The sequence below is a fragment of the Porphyromonas gulae genome (assembly GCF_000765945.1).
GTDB lineage: Bacteria > Bacteroidota > Bacteroidia > Bacteroidales > Porphyromonadaceae > Porphyromonas > Porphyromonas gulae.
In genome coordinates this window covers 1-24,382 of record NZ_JRAT01000026.1, presented here as the reverse complement: position 1 = coordinate 24,382, position 24,382 = coordinate 1, and the positions used below count along the sequence as shown (strand labels likewise).

The following is a 24,382-nucleotide window of genomic DNA, read 5'->3' as shown; positions in this document are numbered from 1 at the left end:
CGCTGTTTTTGCCCTGTCGGGAATGTTAAGGCTCCGAAAGGCATGGGCTATCTCCGGAGTCTTTTACGTCCCAAAAAATTGTCGTTCTTCGGGTCAAAAAACGTGGCGCGTAAACTTTTTCGTTTTGGTTCGTAAAATTTTTACGTCTCGCGCCAAAACGAAAAAATTTACGCGCGTATTTTCAGCAAAACACGAACCACAATCGAGCATTTTTCGGATCGAGAATTCATTCCGGCCACACGTCACACCCTTTATTCTTTTCGTACCTTTGGCAGGAAACGGGGGGCAAAGGGGCAAATGAGCCTCACAGCCATTTTTCATCTTCGACACCACCCCTCCAACGACAAAATACGATATGGAAACAATCCGCATTCAGCACTACCAATCGCCATGCGGCGATCTCATCCTCGGCTCCTACGGACAACAGCTTTGCATGTGCGACTGGGCACATAAGGAGCGCAGGGAGCTTATCGACAAGGGCCTGCAAAAAAGACTGTGTTCCTCATACGAGATCGCACTGTCGCCCGTCTTGAAAGAGACGATCGCCCAACTGGACGAATACTTCTCCCACGCGAGAGAGACCTTCGACGTCCCTCTGCTTATGGCAGGGACGGAGTTTCAGCAAACGGTATGGGGCGAGCTGCTGAACATTCCCTACGGCACCACGATCTCATACGCCACTCTTGCACGACGAATAGGAAACCCCAAAGCCGTGAGGGCTGTAGCCCGTGCCAACGGAGCCAATCCCATATCCATCCTCGTGCCGTGCCATCGGGTAATAGGGAGCGACAATACCCTGACAGGTTACGGTGGGGGATTGGACAAAAAAGAATTCCTGCTTCGTCATGAAATGAGTCCGCTGGTCTAAAGCCACGAAAGCCTCTCGAGGGCTATTTATATTTGAGTATATTTGCAAGCATAAAACCAGTTATATAAAAACAAAGTAGAATATGGATTTCATCTTTCTTCAGGCCGCACCCCAAACCGGAGGCCTGTTCGGAGGCTCAAGCCAGATGATTCTGGTGCTCGTGCTCATGGTAGTAATCTTTTACTTCTTCATGATCAGACCTCAACAAAAACGTCAGAAAGAGCTTCAGCGTCAGCGTGAAGCCCTCGCTAAAGGAGACAAAATAATCACCGCAGGCGGTATACACGGTACCATACGCGAGGTTCGCGAAAAGGATTTCTTGGTCGAAATAGCCAATGGAGTGAACATCCGCATCGATAAAGGGTCTGTATATGTATCTGCTCGCGAAGCGGAAACAGACATGGCCAACAAGAAAGACTAAGAGCTGCACAAGGGCAATCTATCGGAGGAACTGACAGAGACGGAGACGGGTACTACGTCCGGTAACACTTGGCATAAGGCACCTACCCCTTCTTTCAGTTCCTCATCGTTCTCCACCAAATCCGCTAAAGGGAATGAAGCTCAATCTCCTCAATGCCGATCGGAAAAAGGGGAAAAGTATAGACAAGGCATCCGCTCCCCGTTCACGCCGTGGGAGGAATGTCCTTGTCTTTTTCGCTTTTGTGGTTCTCTCTGCCGTTTTTTGGTTCATGCAGAGCTTGCAGGACGTTTACACGGCTTCGTTTTCTATTCCCATCTCCTATTCCGAGCTGCCGCCGGACATAGGAGTTTCAGGCAGGCTGCCCGACCGCTTGGATATTATGCTGAAAGATCAGGGTATCGTACTTCTGACCTATAAGCTGGAGGGCTTCTCTCCGATCAATATCTCCCCATCCAAAGCGCAGCTACACAAGAAAAAGAGCATGCGACTGAACAAACGGGATCTGGTCGAACTGCTCCAAAAACAACTGGAAACCTCCACGACCATTGCAGCCATCTCGCCCGAAGACATCAAAGCGACATTCTACACTCGCAAAAAGAAAACCGTACCCGTAGTCATAAACGGACAGATCGTCCCCAAAGAAGGATTCTACGCCTTCGATCCCGTCCTCTCTCCGAGCGAAGTGACCGTATATGGAAGTGCGGAAGCGTTGGCGGGCATCGGATCCGTGAATACGGAGGAGTTTTCTATCGACGGACTGGAGAACGATTTCTCCGGGGATATAGCGATCGACCCGATCGACGACATCGTTATCGATCCGACAAATATCAGGATGCAAGTGCGTGTAGAGCAGCTGACGGAACAGACCTTCGAGCTTCCCATCATCACGAAGAACGTACCCGATGGCTTCCTTCTTCGTCCTCTGCCCGGCAAAGTGTCGATACTGCTCACACTCCCCACATCGCGCTACAAAGAAGTATCGGAAGCTGATCTGCAAACAGCCGTTTTCTATCCGTCCTCTCCGGATTCGCTCCGGAGCGATTCTTCTCTGCCCGTGGAGCTGATCATGAAACCGGACTGGCTCAAGCACTATAAGATCACGCCTTCGCACGTCCAATTCATCATCGAACGCATTCAGTAAGCAGTAATGATTACCATTGGGATCACCGGCGGAATAGGAAGCGGGAAGTCTGTCGTCAGTCGTATCCTGCATACCCTCGGTATCCCCGTATACGACTCTGACAGCAGAGCCAAATGGCTCAATGATCACAGCCCCGTCATCCGACAGGCACTGACCGACCTCATAGGCAGCGATCTGTACGAGAACGGCATGCTCAGGCGAGACAGGTTGGCTGCGGCCATCTTCTCCTCCGGCGACCTCCTCGAACGAGTAAACGGCATCATACATCCGGAAGTCAAAAAAGACTTCTGCCAATGGCGTTCGGAGTGCGAGTCGGATCTCTGCGCCGTCGAGAGTGCCATTCTTTTCAGCTCGGGATTCGACTCTCTGTGCGATACGGTGATTCGGGTCGATGCTCCCGAAAAGATAAGGCAAGAGCGAGCGATGGCTCGCGACGGCTCACCGGCAGAAACCGTGAGGCAGCGTATGCTCAGCCAAGGAAGAGAGCAGTCATTGGCCAAGGCCGGAGCTGACCACACGGTGTTCAATGCGCCACCCTATCTGCTCATCCCTCAAGTCGTCAGAATTATAGAGACAGTCCGAACAAAGAGACCGAATCCGCCCGATCGGCTTTAGGGGAATAAGGCAGGTGCTTCCCTGCTCTCCTGCCCCTCGGACAGGAACGAAATACTTACTTTTGCAAACAGTCAATAACAGAAATACAATATCAATAACAGAAAAATATGTTGCAACCCATCCTTTCCATATCCGGCAAATCCGGATTGTTTCGTCTCGTATCGCGCGGAAAGAATACGCTCATAGTCGAAGCCCTCGACACGAAACGTAGAACCCCCACATACCCATCGGACCGAGTAGTCTCCCTTGGCGATATTTCCATTTACACCATCGAAGACGATGTCCCTCTACCGGAGGTTATGGAAGCGATATACCGGAAGTACGAAGGCAAACAGCTCGATGCTCCTGCTCTCACGAAGGACAACGACTCACTACGTGCTTTCTTCGGGGAGGTACTGCCCGAATACGACGTCGACAGAGTATATCCGAGCGATATACGCAAGATTATCTCTTGGTACAACCTCCTGGTGGACAACGGTTTTACCACTTTCCTATCGGAAGAGAAACCGGCGGAAGAAGAGACGACGGAATAAAGAATAGCATACTTCGGCCTCTGCATCGTTAAAGACCGATACTGATACAACAAACCAAAAACACCTAAAAAACTCCAGTGCTATGTACAAAGGAATGAAAGACTACTTGGCTGCCGAACTCAAGAGTATCGAAGAAGCCGGGCTGTACAAGAAAGAACGGATCATCATCACCCCCCAACGTGCTGACATCCGCGTAAACGAAGGGCAAGAGGTATTGAACTTTTGTGCCAACAACTATCTCGGTCTGTCCGATCACCCTCGGCTGATACAAGCCGCCAAGGATGCGATGGATGAGCGTGGATTCGGGATGAGTTCCGTACGCTTCATATGCGGGACGCAGGACATCCACAAAGAATTGGAAAAAGCCATTGCCGAATACTTCCACACCGAAGATACCATCCTCTATGCAGCATGCTTCGATGCCAATGGCGGCGTATTCGAACCGCTCTTCGGAGAAGAAGATGCCATCATCAGCGATGCTCTCAACCATGCCTCCATCATCGACGGCGTTCGACTCTGCAAAGCCAAGCGTTACCGCTACGAGAATGCCAACATGGAAGACCTCGAGCGCGTCCTGAAAGAAGCACAAGCCCAACGCCATCGCATCATCGTAACGGATGGCGTATTCTCCATGGATGGCAATGTGGCTCCCATGGATAAGATATGCGATTTGGCAGAGAAATACGATGCCATGGTGATGGTGGACGAATGCCACTCTGCCGGCGTAGTGGGTGCTACCGGACGTGGCGTAGCTGAGCAGTTCAATTGCTACGGACGTATCGACATCCATACCGGGACTCTGGGCAAGGCTTTCGGCGGTGCCATCGGCGGCTTTACGACCGGCCCGAAAGAAGTGATCGCCATGCTGCGTCAGCGTTCACGTCCCTACCTCTTCAGCAACTCTATTCCTCCTAGTGTGGTAGGTGCCGGTCTCGAGGTCTTCAAGATACTGAAAGAGAGCAATGACCTCCATACCAAGCTGATGGAGAACGTGAACTACTTCCGCGACAGAATGCTGGCAGCCGGTTTCGACATCAAGCCGACCCAAAGTGCCATCTGTGCTGTCATGCTGTACGATGCCAAACTGTCTCAGGACTATGCGGCTCGTTTGCTCGAAGAAGGTATCTACGTTACGGGATTCTACTACCCCGTCGTTCCCAAAGGACAGGCTCGCATCCGAGTACAGCTGTCTGCCGGCCACGAACGCCAACATCTGGACAAGGCTATCGACGCCTTCATCAAAGTTGGTCGCGAATTAGGCGTTATTAAATAACGACAGACATCCGATATACCGATAATGAAGGGGCTGCACTCGGAGGTATGATCCTCAAGTGCAGCCCCTTACCCATTGACAGTAAACGAAAAAGCTCCTCCCCACAGCAATATGGAACGCTACTATATCCAATTCGTATCGCTCGGTCCCGGCGATCCCGATCTGATAACGCTCGCGGCATACAAAGCTCTGCAAAAATGCGACCTCATCTACTACCCTACCACCGTCTCACCATCGGGCAAGACCGTATCGAAAGCAGGAGAGATCATGTTGGCAAATGGTATAGATACGACCAAATTCCGACCCTACTCTCTTCCTATGAGTATGGACAGGACAAAAGCATTAGCGGTATATGAAGAAGTGGCTTCACGATGCAAAGCCCATTACGACGAAGGTCTGTCGGTTGCGGTAGCGGCCGAAGGTGATGCAGGCTTTTATTCCTCTACGCACTATATCTCCGATGTGCTTCTTCGTGAGGGGTGTCCTTTTGTATTCATCGCAGGAGTACCGGCCTTCATCGCTGCGGGTGCCGTTGCAGGACAGAGCATCACCCGACAGGACGAGGAGCTACAGATAATACCGGGAAATGCCACGCCGGAAAAACTGTGCGAGGCTATGGCTCAGGGACGCACAGTCCTGATCATGAAACTATCGAGATGCGAGAGCGTAGTGAAAGAGTTCTTGTCCAAGGAAAATGTAGCTGCCATCTATTTCGAGTACGTAGGGACCGACAAGGAATTTATCTCATCCTGCATCGAAGAAGACATATTACCTCGTCGCTTCCCCTATTTCTCCATGCTGCGGCTCAAACCGAAGCCATAGAAGTGCTCTTCCAATAATCATCTTTTCCTCTTTTTCCCCTATCCTGATTCTTACTGAACGAGAGGTATCGTTCGGTAATATCTGGCGAATTCCTTATAGTCCTGTTGCTCCTCCGGAGGAAGAGCAGGCAGAGTATCTGTAGAAAAAGGATCCACAGGCAACAAGCGATAAACTCTCTTACCCTGCGGAGTGCGCTTATTGACAAAAACGTATTGGTAGTCGGGATGCGTGGTAACCAGATCGCCCACCTTACGCAGGGTAAGCGATAACAACATACCGCCTCTGGTGGCAGCAGGCTTTCTCTGATTGCTTATAAAATTGCCCATCGAATAGATCACGAAAGAGGTCTTGGTGTCGGTTTTCAACCACTCGGATCGCTGCACCACATGCGGATGGCTTCCGATGATGGCATCGGCACCGTAGCGATGAAGTTTGCGTGCAAGTTCCAGTTGCTCGCTATCGGGCTCCTTTCTGTATTCGACTCCCCAATGAATCTGCACGATACGGTAGTCCGCCCCTAAGGAGTCCGCCCGCTGCAAATCCTTCTTCATCATAACCGTATCGATAGGATCCACCCAAGTAGGAGCGGGCACAGGCATTCCATTCGTACCGTAGGTATAGGCCAGAATAGCTATGCGTACTCCTTTAACTTCGACGATAAGGGGATTCATCCTATCGCGAGCAGCCATATCCCGATAGCTGCCGGTATGGGCTATACCCAGACTATCCAGCATATCGAGAGTACGTACAATGCCCTTTTTCCCCTTATCGGCAGTATGATTGTTGGCAGTAGTCAGCACATCGAAACCGACATTTCTAAGAGCCTCCCCCATAGCGTCAGGCGAAGAGAAAGTAGGGTATCCGCTATAGGGTGCACCAGCAAAAGTGGTCTCCAAATTCCCAATAGCAAAATCGGCTCCCTTTATCATGGAAAACAAGCTATCGAAAGAGGAAGAAAAATCGTACACACTTCCCCCTTCGCGCTTTGCGCTTTCTATCTGAGGGCCGTGTGTCATGATATCTCCGGCAAAGAGCAACTTAATCTCCAGCGTATCGATCCGATCCGGAACTAATCCCGTACCACTTGAAGACGGGGTTGCTCCGCCACGACATGACGAGGATATACAGCTGCCTAACAGTAAGGAGAAGAAAATGCAAACCTTGGGAATAAAGTATTTCATATTGATTGTTTTATCGATTAGCCAATTCTATTACCTGCAAATCCCTTATATCCCGCCCGTCGATTACAAAGCGCATCAGGGTGCGAACAGCATGAAAACCATACTTGCCTGCAGCTCCGGGATTGAGATGCAGGATATCCAACTTCTTATCGTACATGGCTTTGAGGATATGGCTATGCCCACAAACGAAAAGGCGGGGCGGTTGCTGCACAAGCATTCGATAGACGCGAGGTTCATATCGGCCGGGATAGCCTCCGATATGGGTCATAAACACATCCACTTCCTCTACACGAAAACGTAATACCTCGGGGTATTGCAAACGAATATCCTGTCCGTCTATATTACCATAGACAGCACGGAGCGGTGCCAATTCCGATAGATGCTCTGCTGCCGCTACAGAACCGATGTCACCGGCATGCCAAATCTCATCGCAATCGGCGAAGTGTAATCGATACTTTTCGTCGATGCAGCCATGCGTATCGGATAGGAGTCCTATTTTTTTCATCGCTTATGATAAACTCGTGCCCAATGAAGCAGACTCAACCTTCGTACTCAGTCGGATCCGGAATGCCGGCATCGCGCAGTGCTTCCCTGCGCTCTAAACAAGTAGCGCAAACACCGCAATGAGAAACACCGCCCTTATAGCAGCTCCAAGTCTCGGCATAGTCTATACCCAGGGAAGCCCCAATCCGTGCAATATCGGTCTTGGTAATATCCGTATACGGAGCTTCTATAAGCACACCGTCCGAGGTACCGCACCGAACAGCTTCGGTCATCGGACGAATAAATGAGGCACGACAATCGGGATATATGGCATGATCGCCGAAATGATTGGCGATATAGATTCGCTGCAATCCCCTACTTTCTGCTAATCCGGCAGCCACCGCCAGCATAATGCCGTTGCGAAAGGGCACTACCGTACTCTTCATATTCTCCTCGTCGTATCTGCCCTCAGGAATATCTCCCCCGCTAAGCAACAAATCACTCTGAAAATACTGCCCGATAAAATCGAGGGGGACAATCAGATGCTCCACACCCAAACGCTCTGCATGTAGCCTAGCAAACGACAATTCGCGCGCATTATGTTTGGAGCCATAGTCAAAGCTGAGAGCCAAAGCGATGGAGGCTCTCTTCTCGTACATCAGCGTCACACTATCCATCCCACCGGAAACGACGATAAGGCTATCTTTTTCTGTCTGCATACCGAACAAATGATTCTTTTACTTAAGACTTAAACATAAACGGGAAACGGCAACCTCACAGCTCGCAAAGCCCCATTTGATGGAGGGAAGAGCGGCTCCGTCGCGCCAAAGATAATGGTTCATCGGACACATGAAGAGATTAGCCCGATTGAAAATACAAAAGTGCTCATATGTTTTCATCGGATAAGATCCGGATATTGGAGCGGATTTTAGTAGTTTTGCGCTCCGCTAGAAATATTGCATATAAGGATGTTCCAAATCCAAGAAACGATCGTCAGCCCTGACCTCTTCGACAAGTATTTTGTCTGCGATTATGCCACTTGTCAGGGGATTTGCTGTGTGGAAGGAGAAAGCGGTGCCCCCCTTGAAGCAGGAGAGGCCGATTTGCTGCGCAGGCATCTCGATGCCGTGCGCGATATGCTTGCGCCCGAAGCCCTCGAAGTGATCGATAAGCAGGGCGTCAGCTATCTGGATGTGGAAGGAGACGAAGTCACCAGCATTGTGAACGGAAGGGACTGCGTTTTCACCACATACGACGAAAACGGCAATTGCCTCTGCGCCTTTGAGCGGGCATACCGCTCGGGCAAGATCGACTTTCCGAAGCCGCTCAGTTGTCATTTATACCCCGTCCGTCTGACCCGTTACAGCGGCTTTACGGCGGTCAATTACCACCGTTGGGAGATTTGCCGTTGTGCAGAAGCCTTAGGCCGTCAGACGGGAACACCCCTATACCGATTCCTAAAAGAACCACTCATACGGGCATTCGGTGAGGAATGGTATAGAGAAATGGAAGAAATAGCCGCTTTATTGGAGCAAAATCCACTAAAACGATAGGTCTGCCAATAGGCCAAACGGGAATCAATTCCACACAGGGGGGACAAAAAAAGAAAGGCTGCCGGCAGTAATTGCATGGCAGCCTTATTTCATTCGGAAGTGTATCAGTAGGAGCAATCCCTACCACAGACAAGACGTCGAATAGAGAGAGTCATTACTCAGCCGAAGCCGGTTGTTCGGTCATCAGCTTGTTGAATTCGTCCGGAGAAACCGTCTTGGCATCGATATCGAGCTTTTCTTTCAGTGCGGCAGCGAGCTTGTTCTCCGTAGCGCGGTCGAAGAAATTGCGACGAGTATCTTCCTTCTCCATCATCGTATTGGCATAGCGTTCGAGAGCATCCTGAGGAACGGCGGACATGCCATACTGGGCAAACTGATTCTTGGCTACCATGATGGCGAAGCTCCTGACGTCTTGCGGCGTAACCTCGATGTTGTTCTTCTTGACCAGATCTTCCTTGATCACGTGGAAGGTCAGATCCTTGATCATGGCAGGATATTGTTTTTCCAATTCTTCATCACTCCACTCCGTATGCGACAGCTTCAGCCAGCGCTTCAGCAACGCATCGGGGAACTGTAGCTCACCTACCTGAGCTTCCAACACGCGACGCAAATCCAAGAGGAATTTGTAGTCGCTTTCGGCTGTAAATTGCTCGCGAACACCTTCGGTCACCTTGGCACGCAAGTCCGATTCGTTTTTGATATCCGTCTCCTCACCGAAAGCCTGCTTGAAGAACTCTTCGTTCAGCTCTGCCTTTTCATGACGAGAGATGCTGCTGATCTCAAAAGAAAAGTCGCCCGTATGCTCTCCGATAGCTGATTTGTCCACCTTCAAGAGAGAAGAGAGTTCGTACTCATTGTTATTGTATGCCTTAGCAGGATTGAATACGACAACGCTGTTCTTGGCAGCACCGACGAATTTGTTCTTCTCTTCTTCGTCCTTTATATAGGCCGGGAGCAACATAGCTTCCTCCACACAGATACCACCCTCTTTGGGCTGTCCGTTCTCCAACTCGCAGAGGCGACCCTTCACTACATCATTGGCACCCACTTCATCAGCCTCCACCGAGTGTCCGTAGCTGGAGCGCATGGATTCGATCTGCTGGTCGATCATCTCCTCTGTGGGTTGGATCGTATAATAAGGTACGCGAACGCTCTTGTCTGCCACTACGTCTACTACAGGGCTGAGAGCCAGATCGAATACGAATTCGAAGTCGTCAGTGGTATCGAAGTCGTACTCCTTCTGCAATTCCTCATTAGGCATAGGCTCGCCCAGTACATTGAGCTTGTTGTCTGCTATATAGCGATAGAGTTCACGACCGACTACGCGGTTGATCTCCTCTGCTTTGACACCCTTGCCGTACATTTTCTTGATCATACCCATCGGCACCATTCCCTTGCGGAACCCAGGGACATTGGCACGTTGGCGATAGGTACGCAGTGCTTTTTCCACTTCGTTGGCATAGTCAGCCTTCTCGATTGCTACGGTAGCAATGGCATTGACGGCATCCGTATTCTTGATCGATACGTTCATTTTCTTCTTTATTATCTTGGAGTTATTGTCTTTTTGGCTTTGAAAAACCGCGTAAAAATTTCCGCCAAAATTAGCCGAATTCTTTGAAAGCCGCAAATATGAAGCACTTGCATATTCTACGGCACATGCCTCCCCCAACTGAAACAGTCGTGAAGATTGAGATAATATCTCCCTCAGTCCTATCAGGCACACGGTCTTGAAAAGAGAGCCCATAAAGTATAGAGCGATGAACGCTCGTTACTCAATGGCCAAAGTCTACGATCCATTGACAGCCTGCTCGACCAGAGAGTGAATAGAACCCTATCGATGCTCTCTCCATCTACTCCGAAAAAGATTTATTTCCCTCATTTCGGGGAGCCGATACGGCACCCCAAACATGCGCCAAAAAAGTTTTCAACAACGAAGCAGAGTTTAGAATGATTCTAAATAAGGTTCTAAAAAGAAGCAGACTTCGATCTCAAAAAGAAGAGAAAACAAACTTTTTCAGCTCAAAATCCACTTTCAAGAACATCGCACAACGATCTATATATAAACCATTTACGATATATATACAGATCGTTTTCGATTTATATATCAATCGTTTTCAATTTATATACAGATGGTAAATGATTTGTATATAAATCGTAAGCGACTGAAAGCCTTTTCGAGAGCCGATAAAACAAAGGCACCCGTCGAACTGAGTCTAATTCGACGGGTGCCTGATATGCTTGGAAAGGGAGTAAATATCTCCCTAAACGCTATTTCTCATATGATAAAGGCCACTTGTATGGGATACGATGTTGTCGCAGTACACGAATAGATGGGGCAAAATTGCCCTTAACAAAGGACTGGTATATGCTAAGTCGGTATGCATGTCTATGGGTCATTTGTCAAGTTGTTCTATAAATTGAGCAGGCTATTTGTATATATAGTTGTTCACATTGCTGTGAAGAACTCTCAGTTACTTTGCAAAGGTAGCAAAAAAGATAGATAACACTCTTTGCGCAAGCCATCGGTAAACTACCGAAAGAAAAGATTAGAAAGATTATTCGGGAGTCAGGTACAGACAAACATTGCAAGGGTTACGATACTTGGAGTCAGTTTGTTAGTATGATGTTCAGCCAATTCTCAAACTGCGACTCTGTGAGAGACATTTCCAATGGTCTTAATTCTGCCAACGGCAATCTCAACCACTTAGGAATAGCTCGTGCACCTTCTAAATCTACCATCGCTTACCGGAACGCTCACAGGAATAGTAAGGTATTCAGAGATATCTACTATGCCACTTTTCAACATTTTGGACAGCAGAGCTTGTGGCAACGTAGCAAATTCCGTTTCAAGGCTCCCATAAAACTGCTTGATTCCTCAATGGTGAGCTTGACGCTGTCCCTTTACGATTGGGCACACTACACCACAACAAAGGGTGCCATTAAGATGCACACATTGCTCGATTATGACACTCTTCTACCTGAATTCGTGACCATTAGCACCGGAAAATGTACAGACGACAAAGCCTCTTTTGACATTCCAATAGCTCCTCATTCAGTAGTAGTGGCGGATAGGGGGGCTACTGTAATTTCGAACTGTTGAATGATTGGGACAGCAAGCATGTACTTTTTGTAGTCCGCCATAGGGACAACCTCCTTTATGAGCCTATCCGAGAACTCGCCTTACCACAACACGCAGCTCAAAATGTACTAATAGATGAAATTATTAAACTCAAGGGAGCCAAGACGAGTTTGAAATACCCGAAAAGACTTCGACGCATTGCAATATGGAATGAGGAACACGAGTTTACGCTTCAATTGCTCACTAACAATATGCAATTAGCTGCATCAACCATCGCAGAGCTCTACAAGTCACGGTGGCAAATCGAAATTTTCTTCCGTAATCTCAAACAATTACTACGTATAAAGAGCTTTATTGGGACATCTCGCAATGCTGTGGAAACGCAGATATGGACTGCCCTAACAACAATGTTGCTACTCTGTTGGCTAAAGCATACTGCTCGTTACAAATGGGGGCTGGCAAACCTTGTCGTGTCGTTAAGGCTGAATTAGGGGAAAGGCGGGATTAAAATTCTTATTTTTTCGTTGGGCTGTATAACTCAACGGGTTACGCCTAACTCATAATTTATTTAGGACAACATTGGTTTCTACCTGAAAAACTTCCTATTACACAATGAATTAATAAATAAAATGTAGGCCAATTGCCGTGCAAAGGTCTCATATATATGGAAAACGGCTATCTTTGCGAGGTTAAGTCCATCATAAGACAAAAACAGATGACAATCAGAAAGCTCATTTTTTTCGCTGCACTGACATTCCTTTTTGCATCCTGCGGAGAGTTCATAAGGATACAACAGAGCCCCGATGCAACCCTCAAGTATTCTTATGCCAAGAAGTTCTACAACGAACGGAAGTACAGCAAGGCAGCCTCTTTGCTGGAAGATGTGCGAGGCATATACGACGGCACGAGCGAAGGCGAGCAGCTGATGTATCTGCTGGCAGAATGCTATTTCGAGATAAAGCGCGACGCCGATGCCGGTCTCTGCTATCAGGAGTACTACAATAAATATCCCAAGGGAGCACGCGCCGATGAGGCCCGCTACAAAGCAGGATATTGCTTCTACCAAGCATCACCAGACTCGCGATTAGACCAATCGGACACTTATTCGGCTATTCAGGAGCTACAGTCATATCTCGATTTTTATCCCAATGGCAAATACACCAAAGAGGTTGAGAAGATGCTGTTCGACCTGCAGGACAAACTTGCTTATAAGGAGTACAGGACGGCCAAGCTCTACTACAATCTCGGTTTGTATTTGGGCAATAACTACCGCTCTTGCATAGTCACAGCAGAGGCTGCATTGAAGACTTATCCATACACCAAGCATCGCGAAGAGCTGGTCTTCCTGATGCTTCAGGCTATGTACGAAGAGGCTTCTTTCAGCGTCAGCGAAAAGTTGCAAACGCGCTACCGTGATGTGGCAGACCAGTACTTTGCCTACATCAATGAATATCCTAACGGGAAATACCTCAAGCAAGCCAAAAAGATCTACGACAACGTCAGCAAGCATATCTCACAAGACGCTTGACGAATGCTCATATACACCGGGGAGTCTCTCCCATCGCAGCGACATGAAGGAGGCGGCAGAGGGTGGATCGACAAGGGAGCCGATCGGAAGGGAAAGGCTCTGGCACAAGTACGACTAAAAACAAAAACAATCATAAAAATATATGGAGCTTAAGAAAATGAATGTCCCCATGGACACCATTACGCGCGACATGGTACGTCTGAGCGAAGACACGGAGAACGTGTACGAGACAGTGATGATCATAGCCAAGCGTGCCAATCAAATCGGGCAGCAAATGAAACAGGATTTGGAAAAGAAGCTTCAGGACTTTTCTTCTTCAAATGACAGTCTGGAGGAAGTCTTCGAAAATCGTGAACAGATCGAGATCTCGCGTTACTATGAGCATCTACCCAAACCCGGTCTGATAGCTACGGCAGAATATGAGCAGGACAAGCTCTACTACCGTATGCCCGGAGCAACATCCACGAACGACTGATCTCTATTGACAACGCCAACTTTTTCGACTTATGTGGCAGAGAATTCAGACACTGTGGCTCCTGCTTGCAGGTATAGCCATGACGGTACTTCTATTCAAACCGATAGGGCTTTTGACAGAGCCGGAAGGACAAGGATACGTGATGAACGTATTAGGACTATATGTACCGGCTACCAATGCGCTGGTCAAGTCCACTTGGGGCCTTTTTGCACTTGATGCCATCATCGTACTAATCTCGTTCGCTACCATATTCCTCTACAAAAAGCGAATCTTGCAGATCAGACTATGTATCTTCAATATCCTCGTGACGATAGGTTTTCTTATCTATTTGGGGATTCAGATTTGGCAGATATGCTCGGCTGAGAACTTGGAGTTCGGATTCCGTTTTTGGCTCTGCATGCCAATAGTCTCCATCATCCTGCACTACCTGGCCATTCGCGGTATAGGGGCTGATGAAGCTATGATACGAGCAGCCGAACGCCTGCGATAAGCTCGCCTTATCCCGTCCCGAATCAGGACGTGCTCACTTACCCTGTACAAAGTATGCCTCTGCCAAAAGAGCGTACTTCGTACAGGGTATGTTTTTGTCGGATGGGAGAAGGGCATTATCCGTAATTCGAGCCACAATAATTCCACTCGTGGCACGTGAACCCTTATTCGCATTTGGACGAAAGGAGTAACTTTGTTTGAAAGAGGGTAACGCCGCCGTACGTTATTCGGCTTGGCACTTCCCCTCATACCTCTTAAAAACATTCAAGAAAAATGGAAAACGAAAGCAAAACCATCAACATCGAACTGCCCGAAGAAATAGCTCAGGGCAACTACTGCAATCTCTGTATCGTGATGCACTCTCCGAGCGAATTTATCATGGACTTCATCCGTATGGTTCCGAATCGGGACAATGCACGAGTTCAGAATCGCATCATCCTGACTCCGGACAATGCCAAAAGGCTTTTGACCACTCTCTCGGACAACATCCGTCGCTACGAAGCAGAACACGGCGAGATCCGTATCGAGCAACGTGTATCGGATGCCACATTTACATTCCCAACCAAAATAAAAGGCGAAGCCTAAGAAATGCTTTCCTCTCCTCCGTCCGATCCTCTCAAAATAGTGGCGGAAGCATCCGTACCCTATTTGAGAGGTATTGTCGATCCCGTTGCTGACATTACTTACCTGCACTCGGGCCACTTCTCTCCCGATACGATACGTCATGCCCGGGCACTGATCGTCCGCAGCATCACCAAGTGCACACCGGCTCTTCTGCAAGGTACTGATGTACGGCTGATAACGACTGCCACGGCCGGATTCGACCATATCGACCGCGAATACTGCGAAAGCCATGGTATCCTCTGGCGCAATTCTCCCGGCTGTAATGCTACGGCCGTAGCGCAGTATGTAATGTGCTGCCTGTGCCGTCTGGCTTTGCGCGAGGGATTTTCCCTGAGAGAGAAGCTAATGGGTATAGTGGGTGTAGGCCATGTAGGCGGTGAGCTGAAACGTTTGGCCTCCGCCTATGGCATGAAGCTCCTGCTCTGCGATCCTCCTCGGTCGGAGGCAGAGCGGGACAGTAGCTTTCTTCCCCTAAGCCGACTGGCGGAGCAGTGCGACATTATCTCATTCCACGTTCCCCTCACCCATGAAGGTCCTCATGCCACCTACCACCTCATCAATGAAGCTTTGTTACGAAGCTGCGCAGACAAAAAGCCCATCCTGATCAATGCTTGCCGAGGAGCCGTAGCGGATACCCAAGCTCTTATTCGGGCTGTCAGAAACGGATGGCTCCAAGCCCTCGTAATAGATTGCTGGGAAGGAGAACCCAATATAGACCTCAGCCTGTTGGATTTGGCAGACATCGCGACTCCTCACATTGCAGGATTCTCTGCAGATGGAAAAGCCAATGGAGCCAGAATGTGCCTTGAAGCCATTACAGAAGTATTCGGACTGGAATTTCCCCTGCTGCATACTTTAGCCCCTCCCCCACCGACTCATCCCATCATAGACCTGACGCTCTTCCCCGACCATCGTATCGAAAGGGCTTTGCTGCATACCTTCGATCCGCTCGTACCGGATCGGTCGCTAAGAGCATCGCCGAAGACATTCGAAGAACAACGCAAAGCCTACCCACACCCTCGTGAGATGAAAGCTTTCACTGTCATAGGAGCCACTATGGAAGAGGCGGAAATTCTTCGTGGGATGGACTTCATTTCATAACAGAAAATCATGGAAACCAAACGAATCATTGTCGTAGGAGCGACCTCAGGCATCGGGCTTGATGTAGCTCGCCTGTTTATCTCTCGCGGTTGGCTCGTAGGTGTTGCCGGTCGCAATACCCAAATGCTTGATGCATTGAAGCAGGAGAATCCCTCTCAGGTTTATACAGCAGTAATAGACATCACGCATTCCGATGCTCCTGAACGGCTGTCTCGCCTCATCGAAGAAATGGGCGGTATGGATATATACTTCCACTCGTCCGGTATCGGTTATAACAATCCGCAACTGGACGAAACGAAAGAACTGGATACCCTCCGCACCAACGGAGTGGGATTTACCCGAATGGTCGGTGCCGCCTACCGCTATTTTCGCCTTCGGAAAGAGGGCCAAATAGTAGCCATCAGTTCGGTAGCAGCAACAAGAGGAATGGGATCCGCTCCTGCCTACTCCGCCACGAAACGCTTCCAAATGCACTATCTCCAATCCATACGCCAATTGGCCACAGCAGATAGCCTGCACCTGACCATCACGGAGATTCGTCCCGGATTTGTCGATACCCCCCTGTTGCGAGACGGGAAGTATCCGATGCTGATGGAGTCCAAGACAGTTGCCCAAGCAATAGTAAAGGCTGTCATCCGTCGAAAAAGACTGCTGACTTTCGACTGGCGGTATTGTTTGCTGGTTGCTTTCTGGCGTATGATCCCCGTTCGAATATGGGAGAAAACAAGAGTATAAGGTCGAAAACTGGTATTAAGTGAGCTGTTATACGCCTTTTGGGCCTATTATAGTTGCACGGGAAATACATCGCCTTATTTTTGTACTGTGTTTTTCATGGTATTAGATTTTAAGGTTAATAAGGAAGTAAGGGCTGTCGGGAGATAGCCCTTATTTTTTGAAGTCCGCCCTCTGACAAATCCCCCCGTTCCATCCTCTAAGTCCTTCCTTCATCTTCTTTGTATCCGATCAGAATACGAATAAGCATGAAAAATCATATGGAAAAGATCTGCAATTTCACTGCCACGAATGCCGAATCATCCCTGTTTACACCATCCATCGGTATAAAAACATGTGCCAAAAAAGTTTTCAACAACGAAGATGAGTTTAGAACCATTCTAAATAAGCATCCAAACGCAAGTGCTTTTTGCCGTCAAAGAGATGATAAAACGAACTTTTTCAGATCAGGATACGAATATTGCAATACATGATAACGATCTATATACAAATCATTTACGATCTATATACAGATCGTTTTCGATTTATATACAAAACGATTTTAATTTATATATAGATCGTAAATGATTTGTATATAAATCGTGATCCGAAAAAAGCCTTTTCAGGAGCTGAAATAAAAGAGGCACCCACTCGATTCGTGGCCGAACCGAGTGGGTGCCTTATGTATTGGGGTCTATTATGGAAGTATTATCCCAATCCTATCCGTTGCCGATATATATATGTTTGGGGAAGCAATATACGGTGCACGTATGAGTTCGGCCCGATCGGCCGGACAAATCAAGAGAATGAGTAAAGTTCGGATACATGTCTAATGTCATTTGTTCGTTTAATACAAAACACTGTCGTTCGATAGAATCTCGCTGATATACTGCGATTTGGCTTTAGGAAGAGATTCCTATCGCTCTGCAAATGTAACGAAAAAGACCGACCGGAAAGAAACCCTTGAAGGAAGCGACATTCGATTGTAAATTTCAGAATTAAGTATACAGCTATAGCCGAAATAGGGATATTCACAGATTTTGAAACAAATAAATTTACTGACAGCTTTGTGCCGTAACGAAAGGCTTTGGAGCAGAGCCTATAGAGACAAAACAGAATTTGAGAGCTTGAGCAGAATTGGATACAACTATTTTTAATTAACTTTGGAAGTGCAAAAAGCTACAATAAGCATAAAACGATGTAGAGTGATGATCGAAACTTCAAACAAGCAAAACCACTGACGATTTCAATAGTTGTACAAAAATGGAGGAAATAAAAGCGGATTTATATTTAGGTGACAGTAAAGAACAACTGAAATTACTCCCGTCTAATTCAGTTGATTTAATTATAACATCACCGCCTTATGCAGATCAACGAAAAAATACTTATGGTGGTATTCGACCAGATAAATATGTAGAATGGTTCCTACCTATTTCCGAACAATTATTACGAGTATTAAGGCCTTCTGGCACATTTATACTAAACATAAAAGAAAAAGTCGTAGCCGGAGAAAGGAGTACTTACGTTATGGAGCTAATCATTGAAATGCGTAAGCAGGGGTGGCTTTGGACAGAAGAATTCATTTGGCATAAGAAAAATTCATATCCGGGGAAATGGCCTAATCGTTTCCGGGACGCTTGGGAAAGACTTTTACAATTTAATAAAGATAAACGCTTTAAGATGTACCAAGAAGAAGTTATGGTTCCCATGGGAGATTGGGCCAAAACAAGACTTCAAAAGCTTTCCACAACAGACAAGATTCGGGACAATTCTAAAGTTGGTAGTGGATTCGGGAAAAACATTTCCAATTGGATCGACAGAGATAAAGCATATCCAACCAATGTCTTACATCTCGCAACAGAATGCAATAACAAAAATCATAGTGCAGCATTTCCAGAAGGATTACCAGAATGGTTTATCAAATTATTTACAACTGAATATGATACTGTCCTTGATCCTTTTATGGGTTCAGGCACCACTCTATTCGTTGCCAACAGGATGAAAAGGAACTCTATCGGTATAGATGTAATACCCGAATACTACACAATGGTAAAGAATCGTCTCAATCATATTGATCAATATTTATTCGAAGACCCATCAAACTATGAAAAAATTAAAAATAAATGACGTAAAAAAATACGTTGAGAATGAAATAAGTAATTTCCACACAAATCGCATTGACAGTCTCGAAAAATTAAAACTCGAAAAAGTATTAAAACGCAAAAACCCATACTTATTTAAAGCAAAAAATGTTTTGACGGCAGAACAAATTGTTCGGGGATTTGTAGATGCACATATTTCCTCTAATGAAGAAACTATTTTTGGCGATTGGCTAGAGGGATTAGCCATCTTTATCAACAAAAAGGTATATGGAGGCCAAAAGTCAGGAATAGAGGGAGTCGACTTGGAATTTGAGAAGGACAATACAAGATATATCGTCTCCATAAAATCAGGTCCTAATTGGGGTAATAGCTCGCAACAAAAAAAGATGATAGCGGATTTTAACACAGCGAAGAAAACATTACGTACAAGCAAATCAAATTTAAATGTTATTGCTGTGAATGGATGCTGCTATGGACAAGATAATAAACCGGACAAAGGAGCATACTATAAATATTGTGGACAACGCTTTTGGGAATTTATTTCTGGCGATAAAGATCTCTATACTAAAATAATTGAACCACTTGGGCACAAGGCAAAACAAAAGAATGAAGAATTTATCAATTCATACACAAAAACCATCAATAAATTTACAAAAGAATTTACAAAAGAATTTTGCAAAGAAGATGGAGACATTGATTGGGAAAAATTAGTACAATTCAATTCTTCTCAAGAGTGAAAAGAAAAACAAATACTCTCACCTCAAAAGAGGTGTAACTGCCCCGAAGAGAGGGAATATCCCTTTTGGCACCTCCTTGACCTTAGACTGCTATCTTTGTAGCACATTGATCCCAAACAAGACAAAAAACAACCATTATGATTCTATCCACAACCCCCAATATCGAAGGACGACGCATTCGCCAGTACTGCGGCATAGTCTCCGGTGAGGCCATCATGGGAGCCAACATTGTACGCGACTTTTTTGCGAGTATCCGAGACGTGGTCGGCGGACGCTCCGGCTCCTACGAGGAAGTAATCCGCAAAGCAAAGAACGAAGCACTGGACGAGATGCAGCGTGAAGCCATGCGATTAGGTGCCGATGCCATTCTCTCCATCGACATCGACTACGAAACGATCGGCACATCCATGCTGATGGTTGCCGTTTCCGGTACGGCAGTCATATTGGAATAGTTCCGGAAGGTGGCTTCTTGATACACCCCCTTCTCCGACTATTCTGATCAAATACGAATGCTCACACTTACTCCGGAAACAAACTGCTTATTCTGTACCGAAGCCTGTTTTCGGCCGCACATTCTTGGCAGTCGAGAGGTGCCTTTCTGCTCCTTTACAGAGCCTACTGGAGCTAGGTTCAGTTGCCTCGCGAGCATAAGCGAACTCAGAAAACTTTATTTTTGAGAAAAGGCTTGAAAGTTCCAAACACATTAGCTACTTTTGCCGGAGTAATCTCTTACTATTATTTAGAGTTCTCTATGAAGACCCAAGAAATTATGACAATGCTGGAGGCTAAGCACCCCGGCGAAAGCGAATTCCTCCAAGCAGTGAAGGAAGTTCTTCTCTCAGTAGAAGAAGTGTACAACCAACATCCCGAGTTCGAAAAGAACGGTATCATCGAGCGTATCGTAGAGCCGGATCGTGTATTCACATTCCGTGTACCCTGGGTAGATGACCAAGGTAAGGTACAGGTAAACATCGGCTACCGCGTTCAGTTCAACAATGCCATCGGTCCGTACAAAGGCGGTATCCGTTTCCATCCTTCAGTGAACCTCTCTATCCTGAAGTTCCTCGGATTCGAACAGATGTTCAAGAATGCACTCACTACTCTCCCCATGGGTGGAGGTAAAGGTGGTGCCGACTTCTCTCCCAAGGGCAAGAGCGAAGCCGAAATCATGCGTTTCTGCCAGAGCTTCATGACCGAATTGTGGCGCAACATCGGTCCTGACACCGACATTCCTGCCGGTGACATCGGCGTAGGCGGTCGCGAAGTAGGTTATATGTTCGGTATGTACAAGAAGCTCGCTCGTGAGCATACAGGTACGCTTACCGGCAAGGGATTCGAGTTCGGCGGTTCTCGTCTGCGTCCCGAATCTACCGGTTTCGGTGCTGTTTACTTCGTACAGAACATGTGTAAGCAAAATGGCGTAGACTACAAGGGCAAGACTGTTGCTATCTCCGGATTCGGCAACGTTGCTTGGGGTGTAGCTCAGAAAGCTACCGAGCTGGGCATGAAAGTTGTTACGATCTCCGGTCCTGACGGCTATGTTTACGATCCCGACGGTATCAACACACCGGAGAAATTCCAGTGCATGCTTGACCTCCGCGACAGTGGCAATGACGTAGTATCTGACTACGTTAAGAGATTCCCCAACGCTCAGTTCTTCGCCGGCAAGAAGCCTTGGGAGCAAAAGGTAGACTTCGCTATGCCTTGCGCTACGCAGAACGAGATGAACCTCGAAGATGCCAAGACACTGCACAAGAACGGTGTTATCCTCGTAGCTGAAACTTCTAACATGGGTTGTACGGCCGAAGCCAGCGAATACTATGTAGAGCACAAGATGCTCTTCGCTCCGGGTAAGGCTGTTAATGCAGGTGGTGTTTCTTGCTCAGGTCTCGAAATGACGCAGAACGCTATGCACCTCGTTTGGACGAACGAAGAAGTGGACAAGTGGCTGCACCAGATCATGCAAGACATCCACGACCAGTGCGTTACTTACGGTAAGGAAGGCAACTACATCGACTATGTGAAGGGTGCTAACATCGCCGGCTTCATGAAGGTAGCCAAGGCTATGGTAGCTCAGGGCGTTTGCTAATCCCTGACATCACTCCCCTCTGCTCACAAAGAGCAGATACAAAAACGAAAAAGCAGAGACGTATCTCCCCCTCGGAGGTACGTCTCTTTTTATTTCCCCAACAATATGTATTTATAAGAATTTGCACCCGAAATTCTTACACAAAGTTTGTCTCGCATATCCCGAATGTCCTTACATTTGGGGAGATTCGTTCTAAATTCAATCAATAATAATAGTATGAAGAAGAGAAAACAGCTATCGCTGGCGTTGGCGTGGTCGCTGACTTTGCTTCCGAGGGGAGGATACACGGCATTTGCCCAAGCAAACACGACAGATCAAACGGTGAAACTTCAAAACATAAACCCGATGCAAAAACGTATGTCCTTTCGACAGGAAATGCTCAGTGAACTGACAGACCTATTGGTAAGACGCTATGGCAAGGAGGTTCATTTTCGAGCTGACCGTGGCACTTCACAAGTAGCTGCTTTATGGCGAGCCAGGGATGGCGACGTCGAGGCTTTTCGCACATTCGTACTCGAAAACTTCGAACCTACGCTCGAAGGTCAGCGTCGTATGTATAGTACGCTGGAGCGGAATCTGGAAATCCTCAACGGCTACTTCAACAAGATCGATCTGGCGCTGAAAGAACCCCTCCACCTCAAAGGTCCGGAGATCAGTTCTCTGGATATGATCTTCGGTGGATACAACGCATCGGCACACATGAGCGATGATCTCTATGCGAATAAGGCCGGGTTGATAGCTGCGCTGAACTTCCCCTACTACTCTCTTACGGAGAAGATGGAGCTGGGAGCGAATTGGAGCAGAGAGGAATGGGCTTTTGCCCGAATAGGCGACCGCTTCGCTTCGCGTATACCGGCCGAAGTACACCAATATGTATCGGAGACTTTGACACGTGGGGATGCGTACATATCCGAGTACAATATCTGTATGGGCTACCTCCGGCGTCCGGACAGCACCACTCTCTTTCCTCGTGATATGAAGCTGATCACGCACTGGGGACTGCGAGATGAGATCAAGAGCAACTACGCAGACCCCAAAGACGGACTGGAAAAGCAGCGAATGGTATACGCGATCATCAAAAGGATCATCGACCAAAGCATCCCACGAGAAGTAATCAATAAGACGGACTTTCAGTGGGATCCGCTCAGCAATATGCTCTACGACTCGGCCGGCACTGCTACCCGAGGTCATGCCGAACCCGATACGCGATATGAATATTTCCTGGCCAATTTCCGTGCGATGCAAACACAGGATGCGTATATGCCACATCAGCCGAACCAGATCCTGCGTGCATTCGAGGGAGAGATGGAGATTCCGCAAGAAGACGTCAAGCGACTATTCGAGACCCTGCTCTCCTCTCCACAGGTAAAGAAGGTGGCCCAACTGATCAGCAAACGATTGGGACGCCCGTTGGAGCCGTTCGACATCTGGTACAATGGCTTCCGCTCGCAGTCCGGCATGCCGGAGAGCGAATTGGACAAAATCACCGAAGCCAAATATCCTACACCCGAAGCTCTGAAAGCCGATCTGCCGAACATCCTGCGCAAGCTGGGATTCGAAAGCAAAGATGCCGAGCGGATAGCTTCTTTGGTGATGGTGGATCCTTCGCGAGGTGCCGGCCATGCAGCAGGATCGATGATGCGCAATGACTTTGCTCACCTGCGCACACGTATCGCCGATACGGGGATGGACTACAAAGGATACAACATAGCCGTACACGAGTTCGGACACAATACCGAGCAAACCATCACGATGAACGATGTGGACTACTACATGCTCAACGGCGTGCCGAACACGTCTTTCACCGAAGCCGTCGCTTTTCTCTTCCAAAAGCGGGATCTCGAACTTCTCGGTGTCATCAAACCCGATCCGCAGAAAGAGTACAACGAGGCTCTGACCAACTTCTGGAATTGCTACGAGATCATGGGCGTATCCCTCGTAGACATGGCCGTTTGGGAATGGATGTACACGCATCCCGAAGCTGATGCACACGAACTGAAACTCGCCGTCATGGAGGCAGCCAAAACCGTTTGGAACAAGTACTATGCCGGCATTCTCGGAGAAAAGGACGAGACCATTCTGGGCATCTATTCACACATGATCAATTATCCGCTCTACCTGCCCAACTATCCGATGGGGCATATCATCGACTTTCAGATCGAACAGTACATCAAGGGAAAATCCTTGGCCGTGGAGCTGAAGCGCATGCTCGTACAGGGACGGCTGGTGCCACAGTACTGGATGAAACAGGCTGTGGGTTCTCCCATATCGGTATTGCCCGTACTCAAAGCCGTGGACGAAGCTCTCACGAAGGTGAAGTAATCCATGCAAGCCTCTCGACCTCTTTCAGAGAATAACACTGTGTAATGTAAGGACGATCTAAAACGATTTACCTATAGAATAGAGCCAAGAGAAAGGGGGCTATGTCAAAATTCGATTTTGACATAGCCCCCTTTGCTTTGAAGTGCACCCAAAAAGTTGGACAGGTTAAACATTATCCGGTTATAGAAAGAGTTCGGTATTGCACCGGACTCTTTCCTTTTAACCGTGATTTTAT

At 47.7% G+C, this 24,382-nt stretch carries 27 protein-coding genes; 22 read left to right on the top strand and 5 right to left on the bottom strand.

Features of this window, described 5'->3' with window-relative positions; translation table 11 throughout:
- Nucleotides 1-93: 93 nt before the first annotated feature.
- Entirely contained in the window at nucleotides 94-138 is a 45-nt protein-coding gene (locus HQ49_RS12835; RefSeq protein ID WP_394331914.1) for a DUF1661 domain-containing protein, read from the bottom strand.
- On the opposite strand from HQ49_RS12835, the gene HQ49_RS12830 reads away from it, so the two are divergent.
- From HQ49_RS12830 to HQ49_RS09305, 8 genes are all read left to right on the top strand, one after another.
- A complete protein-coding gene (locus HQ49_RS12830) occupies nucleotides 125-301 on the top strand; it encodes a DUF1661 domain-containing protein (protein ID WP_394331913.1) in 177 nt (58 codons plus the stop codon). The genes HQ49_RS12835 and HQ49_RS12830 overlap by 14 nt on opposite strands.
- A gap of 54 nt (nucleotides 302-355) precedes the next feature.
- A complete protein-coding gene (locus HQ49_RS09335; RefSeq protein WP_039419657.1) occupies nucleotides 356-868 on the top strand; it encodes a methylated-DNA--[protein]-cysteine S-methyltransferase in 513 nt (170 codons plus the stop codon).
- Between the two features lie 82 nt (nucleotides 869-950).
- A complete protein-coding gene (gene yajC, locus HQ49_RS09330) occupies nucleotides 951-1,289 on the top strand; it encodes a preprotein translocase subunit YajC (RefSeq protein WP_018965414.1) in 339 nt (112 codons plus the stop codon).
- A gap of 133 nt (nucleotides 1,290-1,422) precedes the next feature.
- Entirely contained in the window at nucleotides 1,423-2,430 is a 1,008-nt protein-coding gene (locus HQ49_RS09325; RefSeq protein ID WP_039419656.1) for a CdaR family protein, read from the top strand.
- Between the two features lie 6 nt (nucleotides 2,431-2,436).
- A complete protein-coding gene (gene coaE, locus HQ49_RS09320; protein WP_039419655.1) occupies nucleotides 2,437-3,045 on the top strand; it encodes a dephospho-CoA kinase in 609 nt (202 codons plus the stop codon).
- A gap of 107 nt (nucleotides 3,046-3,152) precedes the next feature.
- The gene (locus HQ49_RS09315) at nucleotides 3,153-3,578 is read left to right on the top strand and encodes a DUF5606 family protein (RefSeq protein ID WP_018965411.1); all 426 of its coding nucleotides are present in this window, start codon (nucleotides 3,153-3,155) and stop codon (nucleotides 3,576-3,578) included.
- A gap of 82 nt (nucleotides 3,579-3,660) precedes the next feature.
- Nucleotides 3,661-4,851, top strand: a complete 1,191-nt coding sequence (gene kbl, locus HQ49_RS09310) for a glycine C-acetyltransferase (RefSeq protein ID WP_018965410.1) — start codon at nucleotides 3,661-3,663, stop codon at nucleotides 4,849-4,851.
- 75 nt (nucleotides 4,852-4,926) lie between these two features.
- Nucleotides 4,927-5,673, top strand: a complete 747-nt coding sequence (locus HQ49_RS09305) for a precorrin-2 C(20)-methyltransferase (RefSeq protein WP_235290120.1) — start codon at nucleotides 4,927-4,929, stop codon at nucleotides 5,671-5,673.
- A gap of 50 nt (nucleotides 5,674-5,723) precedes the next feature.
- Here HQ49_RS09305 and HQ49_RS09300 read toward each other — a convergent pair whose 3' ends face one another.
- Genes HQ49_RS09300 through queC form a run of 3 tightly spaced genes read right to left on the bottom strand, consistent with a single transcriptional unit; the run spans nucleotide 5,724 to nucleotide 8,056 of the window.
- The gene (locus tag HQ49_RS09300) at nucleotides 5,724-6,854 is read right to left on the bottom strand and encodes a CapA family protein (RefSeq protein ID WP_026292262.1); all 1,131 of its coding nucleotides are present in this window, start codon (nucleotides 6,852-6,854) and stop codon (nucleotides 5,724-5,726) included.
- 10 nt (nucleotides 6,855-6,864) lie between these two features.
- On the bottom strand, nucleotides 6,865-7,359 hold the full coding sequence (locus HQ49_RS09295) for a metallophosphoesterase family protein (protein ID WP_018965407.1): 495 nt from the start codon (nucleotides 7,357-7,359) through the stop codon (nucleotides 6,865-6,867).
- Between the two features lie 34 nt (nucleotides 7,360-7,393).
- Nucleotides 7,394-8,056 (bottom strand): 7-cyano-7-deazaguanine synthase QueC, encoded by a 663-nt coding sequence (queC, locus tag HQ49_RS09290; RefSeq protein ID WP_039419653.1) that lies wholly within the window; start codon nucleotides 8,054-8,056, stop codon nucleotides 7,394-7,396.
- A 249-nt stretch (nucleotides 8,057-8,305) separates the two neighbouring features.
- On the opposite strand from queC, the gene HQ49_RS09285 reads away from it, so the two are divergent.
- Entirely contained in the window at nucleotides 8,306-8,890 is a 585-nt protein-coding gene (locus tag HQ49_RS09285) for a DUF3109 family protein (RefSeq protein WP_039419652.1), read from the top strand.
- A 154-nt stretch (nucleotides 8,891-9,044) separates the two neighbouring features.
- Here HQ49_RS09285 and tig read toward each other — a convergent pair whose 3' ends face one another.
- Nucleotides 9,045-10,421, bottom strand: coding sequence for a trigger factor (tig, locus tag HQ49_RS09280; RefSeq protein WP_026292261.1), 1,377 nt, complete (start codon nucleotides 10,419-10,421; stop codon nucleotides 9,045-9,047).
- A gap of 969 nt (nucleotides 10,422-11,390) precedes the next feature.
- On the opposite strand from tig, the gene HQ49_RS12340 reads away from it, so the two are divergent.
- The 13 genes from HQ49_RS12340 to HQ49_RS09215 all read left to right on the top strand — a co-directional run bounded on the left by HQ49_RS12340 (nucleotide 11,391) and on the right by HQ49_RS09215 (nucleotide 24,147).
- On the top strand, nucleotides 11,391-11,990 hold the full coding sequence (locus HQ49_RS12340; RefSeq protein ID WP_316931264.1) for a DUF4372 domain-containing protein: 600 nt from the start codon (nucleotides 11,391-11,393) through the stop codon (nucleotides 11,988-11,990).
- Entirely contained in the window at nucleotides 11,987-12,460 is a 474-nt protein-coding gene (locus tag HQ49_RS12335) for an IS4 family transposase (protein ID WP_235290118.1), read from the top strand. Before HQ49_RS12340 ends, HQ49_RS12335 begins: the two co-directional genes overlap by 4 nt.
- A 224-nt stretch (nucleotides 12,461-12,684) precedes the next feature.
- Nucleotides 12,685-13,497 (top strand): outer membrane protein assembly factor BamD, encoded by an 813-nt coding sequence (locus HQ49_RS09265; protein WP_039419651.1) that lies wholly within the window; start codon nucleotides 12,685-12,687, stop codon nucleotides 13,495-13,497.
- Nucleotides 13,498-13,639: 142 nt separating this feature from the next.
- Nucleotides 13,640-13,972, top strand: coding sequence for a DNA-directed RNA polymerase subunit omega (locus HQ49_RS09260; protein WP_039419650.1), 333 nt, complete (start codon nucleotides 13,640-13,642; stop codon nucleotides 13,970-13,972).
- Between the two features lie 31 nt (nucleotides 13,973-14,003).
- Entirely contained in the window at nucleotides 14,004-14,462 is a 459-nt protein-coding gene (locus HQ49_RS09255) for a DUF4293 domain-containing protein (RefSeq protein ID WP_039419649.1), read from the top strand.
- A gap of 272 nt (nucleotides 14,463-14,734) precedes the next feature.
- Nucleotides 14,735-15,046 (top strand): DUF3467 domain-containing protein, encoded by a 312-nt coding sequence (locus HQ49_RS09250; protein WP_039419648.1) that lies wholly within the window; start codon nucleotides 14,735-14,737, stop codon nucleotides 15,044-15,046.
- Nucleotides 15,047-15,049: 3 nt separating this feature from the next.
- Entirely contained in the window at nucleotides 15,050-16,186 is a 1,137-nt protein-coding gene (gene pdxB, locus HQ49_RS09245) for a 4-phosphoerythronate dehydrogenase PdxB (protein WP_039419647.1), read from the top strand.
- Nucleotides 16,187-16,195: 9 nt separating this feature from the next.
- Entirely contained in the window at nucleotides 16,196-16,921 is a 726-nt protein-coding gene (locus tag HQ49_RS09240) for an SDR family NAD(P)-dependent oxidoreductase (RefSeq protein ID WP_039419646.1), read from the top strand.
- 1,239 nt (nucleotides 16,922-18,160) lie between these two features.
- The gene (locus tag HQ49_RS09235) at nucleotides 18,161-19,024 is read left to right on the top strand and encodes a DNA-methyltransferase (protein ID WP_039419645.1); all 864 of its coding nucleotides are present in this window, start codon (nucleotides 18,161-18,163) and stop codon (nucleotides 19,022-19,024) included.
- Nucleotides 19,002-19,736 (top strand): PmeII family type II restriction endonuclease, encoded by a 735-nt coding sequence (locus tag HQ49_RS09230; protein WP_039419644.1) that lies wholly within the window; start codon nucleotides 19,002-19,004, stop codon nucleotides 19,734-19,736. Before HQ49_RS09235 ends, HQ49_RS09230 begins: the two co-directional genes overlap by 23 nt.
- 137 nt (nucleotides 19,737-19,873) lie before the next feature.
- On the top strand, nucleotides 19,874-20,188 hold the full coding sequence (locus HQ49_RS09225; protein ID WP_039419643.1) for a heavy metal-binding domain-containing protein: 315 nt from the start codon (nucleotides 19,874-19,876) through the stop codon (nucleotides 20,186-20,188).
- A 299-nt stretch (nucleotides 20,189-20,487) separates the two neighbouring features.
- Nucleotides 20,488-21,825: an NADP-specific glutamate dehydrogenase gene (gene gdhA / locus HQ49_RS09220; protein WP_039419642.1), complete on the top strand. Its 1,338-nt coding sequence runs from the start codon at nucleotides 20,488-20,490 to the stop codon at nucleotides 21,823-21,825.
- Nucleotides 21,826-22,041: 216 nt separating this feature from the next.
- Nucleotides 22,042-24,147, top strand: a complete 2,106-nt coding sequence (locus HQ49_RS09215) for a hypothetical protein (protein ID WP_039419641.1) — start codon at nucleotides 22,042-22,044, stop codon at nucleotides 24,145-24,147.
- Nucleotides 24,148-24,382: the final 235 nt, after the last annotated feature.

Coding starts and splice junctions, on each gene's coding strand:
- HQ49_RS09225 (WP_039419643.1), top strand. CDS start 19,874: ATGATTCTATCCACAACCCCCAATATCGAAGGACGACGCATTCGCCAG.
- pdxB (WP_039419647.1), top strand. CDS start 15,050: ATGCTTTCCTCTCCTCCGTCCGATCCTCTCAAAATAGTGGCGGAAGCA.
- HQ49_RS09300 (WP_026292262.1), bottom strand. CDS start 6,854: ATGAAATACTTTATTCCCAAGGTTTGCATTTTCTTCTCCTTACTGTTA.
- coaE (WP_039419655.1), top strand. CDS start 2,437: ATGATTACCATTGGGATCACCGGCGGAATAGGAAGCGGGAAGTCTGTC.
- HQ49_RS09235 (WP_039419645.1), top strand. CDS start 18,161: ATGGAGGAAATAAAAGCGGATTTATATTTAGGTGACAGTAAAGAACAA.
- HQ49_RS09230 (WP_039419644.1), top strand. CDS start 19,002: ATGAAAAAATTAAAAATAAATGACGTAAAAAAATACGTTGAGAATGAA.
- HQ49_RS09215 (WP_039419641.1), top strand. CDS start 22,042: ATGAAGAAGAGAAAACAGCTATCGCTGGCGTTGGCGTGGTCGCTGACT.
- HQ49_RS09265 (WP_039419651.1), top strand. CDS start 12,685: ATGACAATCAGAAAGCTCATTTTTTTCGCTGCACTGACATTCCTTTTT.
- gdhA (WP_039419642.1), top strand. CDS start 20,488: ATGAAGACCCAAGAAATTATGACAATGCTGGAGGCTAAGCACCCCGGC.
- yajC (WP_018965414.1), top strand. CDS start 951: ATGGATTTCATCTTTCTTCAGGCCGCACCCCAAACCGGAGGCCTGTTC.
- HQ49_RS09315 (WP_018965411.1), top strand. CDS start 3,153: ATGTTGCAACCCATCCTTTCCATATCCGGCAAATCCGGATTGTTTCGT.
- HQ49_RS09260 (WP_039419650.1), top strand. CDS start 13,640: ATGGAGCTTAAGAAAATGAATGTCCCCATGGACACCATTACGCGCGAC.
- HQ49_RS09250 (WP_039419648.1), top strand. CDS start 14,735: ATGGAAAACGAAAGCAAAACCATCAACATCGAACTGCCCGAAGAAATA.
- HQ49_RS09285 (WP_039419652.1), top strand. CDS start 8,306: ATGTTCCAAATCCAAGAAACGATCGTCAGCCCTGACCTCTTCGACAAG.
- HQ49_RS09335 (WP_039419657.1), top strand. CDS start 356: ATGGAAACAATCCGCATTCAGCACTACCAATCGCCATGCGGCGATCTC.
- HQ49_RS09325 (WP_039419656.1), top strand. CDS start 1,423: ATGAAGCTCAATCTCCTCAATGCCGATCGGAAAAAGGGGAAAAGTATA.
- queC (WP_039419653.1), bottom strand. CDS start 8,056: ATGCAGACAGAAAAAGATAGCCTTATCGTCGTTTCCGGTGGGATGGAT.
- HQ49_RS09240 (WP_039419646.1), top strand. CDS start 16,196: ATGGAAACCAAACGAATCATTGTCGTAGGAGCGACCTCAGGCATCGGG.
- HQ49_RS09295 (WP_018965407.1), bottom strand. CDS start 7,359: ATGAAAAAAATAGGACTCCTATCCGATACGCATGGCTGCATCGACGAA.
- kbl (WP_018965410.1), top strand. CDS start 3,661: ATGTACAAAGGAATGAAAGACTACTTGGCTGCCGAACTCAAGAGTATC.
- tig (WP_026292261.1), bottom strand. CDS start 10,421: ATGAACGTATCGATCAAGAATACGGATGCCGTCAATGCCATTGCTACC.
- HQ49_RS09255 (WP_039419649.1), top strand. CDS start 14,004: ATGTGGCAGAGAATTCAGACACTGTGGCTCCTGCTTGCAGGTATAGCC.